The sequence below is a fragment of the Escherichia sp. XD33 genome, assembly GCF_019375075.1.
Classification (GTDB): Bacteria; Pseudomonadota; Gammaproteobacteria; order Enterobacterales; family Enterobacteriaceae; genus Enterobacter; species Enterobacter flexneri_A.
In genome coordinates this window covers 1-3,124 of record NZ_JAENDM010000133.1, presented here as the reverse complement: position 1 = coordinate 3,124, position 3,124 = coordinate 1, and the positions used below count along the sequence as shown (strand labels likewise).

Genomic DNA, 3,124 nt, shown 5'->3' with positions numbered 1-3,124 from the left:
GTGATGGAAGTTTAAGTCCTCTTGATTATAGTGTAGGTATTGGAACAGGTTTAGAATTAGGACATTTCCAGTTTATGTTTGGCTATGATTACCCTCTTAGTAACAGTTCGAAAGATCCAGACCTAAGTCAAGTACGCCAACACAACTTCAGAGCAAGTATAGCATATTCATTTAGAAAGCTAAAAAAATAAAACTAACCTAGGGCTTTGGATATTTTCAAGGCATCTGATAAAGACTTAACATCATGGGTGCGGAGATAATCTGCACCTTTTTTGTATGCATACATTTCTGCTGCAAGAGTTGGTGCTAAACGAGATTTCACATCGGTTCCAGTTATTTTACCTAAGAATGATTTCCGTGACACTGCAATCATTACTTGCAAATTAAAAGCTTCTTGAATTTCAGGGAAACGCTTCAAAACAAGAATAGATGTTTCTGGATTAGAGCCTAAAAAGAAGCCCATACCCGGATCAAGAATAATTCGTTCACGCTTTACACCAGCCTCAACTAAAGCAGCAATTCTTTCTTTAAAAAATTCCATCATGGAAGTAAAAACCTCTTCCGGATTCGTTTCAACTTTAGTAGCTGCACCAATTCGCTGAACGGAGTGCATCAACACAAGTTTGCAATCTGACTTTGCCAAGCCTGAATAAATCTCAGGATAAGGAAAACCTTGAATATCATTAATAAAATCAACCTTTTGTTCTATGCAAAAACTCTGAACCTCAGGTTTAAATGTATCAACAGAAATAGAAATGCCTTTTTCTTTTAAAGCCTTAATGACAGGTTTGAGTCTTTTGATTTCTTCCACAACGCCCACTTCAGTTGTATCAGGATTACTGGAAGCGGCTCCCAAATCAATCACATCTGCTCCATCTTCAACCAAATGCAGAGCATGCTCAATTGCCTTATCTGTATCTAAATAAAGTCCTCCATCGGAAAAACTATCGGTGGTTATATTTACGATTCCAAAAATCTTGCTCATATCATTTTGCTTTGATTACAAAAGTAGCATTTATCTTAATTGACTAATTATCACTTACGCAAATTGACACATTTTCCCTATCTTTGCAGCCTAATTTTTTTGTTTTAATTCATTATGAAAACTGATAGGAACTGTCATTTCGAGTTTTTCGCGGTTTTGGGTCAAAATTCGGTTTTTTCCCCGAACTACGACTGTTTTCGCACCCCGAACAACTAATCCAATCAGAATTTTCCGGCAACGCCGACTCCAAGAAGTGTAATTCCAGTCTATTTCTGCCGTCAACCCCTGATTCGCGTTAATGCGACAAAGCTCAAACACATAACTCCCCCACGAAGCCATATAAACTCCGATTTCGAGGTGTTATCCTGTTCCGCATAAACTTCGTTTTTGGGTATTATACCTACACCAAAGCAAGAAGATTATGGGTCCAAACTTCATTTGTATATTTTGCAAACAAATATCTGCCTGTCATATCTGTCGGAGTGTGGTGATACTCCTTTGCATTAAAAATGCGCTGATAAAAGGTAGTTCAGCAAAAGGCGAAACGCCAATAAATATATCTATAACCGGTTTCGCCCGTTGATTGGGTATCGCCGTGCTTCCGATATGTTCAATGGCTACGGCATGAGAACCGAAAAAATGGAGCAATTTTATTTTCTCTTCTTCAAAATTCTTTGTCCAATCCGGGTTATATTCCATAATTTCAATTTTCATGATAGTTTCGTCCTTGCCTCAAAAACCATGTTTGGTATTATACTCCATATCTCTCCGGTGCAGGAATAGCCTTTTCTGATGCACGGCTAACAGCTTCCCATTCTTCCCAGGTAGCCATCCGTGCTTTTAAGGTATCCATCGCCAAATCGTATACCATGCTGCCAAGGATAAGCCTCAAAGGCGGATTATTGCTGGCTACTAATTTCATAAGGGCTTCCGCTGCCAAGGAAGGATCACTATCGACCGAATCTTCGGAATACTGTTTCGCCAGCTCATCGCGCAGTGTACCGTATGAATCTAATGGATTGCTGTAACTCATCGAAGTGTATAAATCTGTCCAATATCCTCCTGGTTCCACCATAGTGAGTTTCACTCCGAAATGTTCCGCTTCTTTTGCTAAGGCTTCACTCATTCCTTCCAGCGCAAATTTACTTGCACTGTAAATACCAGACATCGGACCCGAGATAATAGCGCCAATGCTTGTAATCTGTATGATATGTCCAGAACGCTGCGACCTCAAATAGGGCATCACTGCCTGACAAACCCAAAGAGCTCCAAAAAAGTTTGTGTCCATTAGTTTCCGAGCATCGGATTCGTTTAGTTCTTCAATCATACCCATAGTCATGATACCCGCATTATTAACAACAATATCAAGCCTACCGAAATGTTTAACTGCTGTTTCAACCGTAGAAAAAACAGCCTCCCTATCTGTAACATCGAGGTTTAATGGCAGTAAGCTCTCTTGATATGTTTCTTCTAGCTTCGCCAAATTATCGATAGTCCTTGCAACTGCAACAACTTTATCCCCGGCTTTCAAGGCGGCGCATGTAAAAGCATAGCCAAGCCCCTTGCTTGCTCCGGTAATAAACCATACTCTTTTATTTTCGCTATTAGGTATCATAGATATTCTCCTTTAGGCTATTATAGAAAGATTATTATAAGCGAAATTAATACCGTTAAACGCCATGAGCCCGACAATTTTGAGCACTTTGTTTTGTACTCCCAGAAGCTCACCACTACAAATTATCATCAACCCGGTCCTTTTTTCAGTCCACTTGCGGTTTCATTGTTACTTTGTCATAGCGTCGTGTCAGAATGCGGCAGAGAACAGCGTTTACTATCAACGCAACACCAGACCAGAAAAACCATGTATTAACACCTATAACCTCAACAACCGGACCTGCAACAAGTAAGCCTATCGGCATAGAAAGAGTCATGGCGGTCATCAAAAGGGAAAACACCTTGCCCATCATTTCAGGGGCAATGCTTTCTTGAACATAAGCCATAACAGGAACATTCATAAATGGGCACTGTTGCAAAGTTAGCGATGAGGCAGCCTTTTGTCTTATTCAAAGGCCTTACATTTCAAAAACTCTGCTTACCAGGCGCATTTCGCCCAGGGGATCACCATAATAAAATGCTGAG

At 40.2% G+C, this 3,124-nt stretch carries 4 protein-coding genes and 1 pseudogene; 1 reads left to right on the top strand and 4 read right to left on the bottom strand.

The window, feature by feature from the left end; all coding sequences use genetic code 11:
- Positions 1 to 191 (top strand): hypothetical protein (locus K0778_RS25385; protein WP_213082531.1); only part of this gene is annotated, 191 nt, incomplete at its 5' end.
- A gap of 2 nt (positions 192 to 193) precedes the next feature.
- On the opposite strand, the gene sul3 is transcribed toward K0778_RS25385, so the two are convergent.
- The 4 genes and pseudogenes from sul3 to K0778_RS25365 all read right to left on the bottom strand — a co-directional run.
- Positions 194 to 985: a sulfonamide-resistant dihydropteroate synthase Sul3 gene (gene sul3, locus K0778_RS25380; protein WP_000034420.1), complete on the bottom strand. Its 792-nt coding sequence runs from the start codon at positions 983 to 985 to the stop codon at positions 194 to 196.
- Positions 986 to 1,453: 468 nt separating this feature from the next.
- Positions 1,454 to 1,699 (bottom strand): GrpB family protein, encoded by a 246-nt coding sequence (locus K0778_RS25375; protein WP_001354008.1) that lies wholly within the window; start codon positions 1,697 to 1,699, stop codon positions 1,454 to 1,456.
- A 37-nt stretch (positions 1,700 to 1,736) separates the two neighbouring features.
- A complete protein-coding gene (locus K0778_RS25370) occupies positions 1,737 to 2,600 on the bottom strand; it encodes an SDR family oxidoreductase (protein ID WP_000612791.1) in 864 nt (287 codons plus the stop codon).
- Positions 2,601 to 2,745: 145 nt separating this feature from the next.
- Positions 2,746 to 3,003, bottom strand: a pseudogene (locus K0778_RS25365) (hypothetical protein); the annotation flags it as partial.
- Positions 3,004 to 3,124 lie beyond the last annotated feature (121 nt).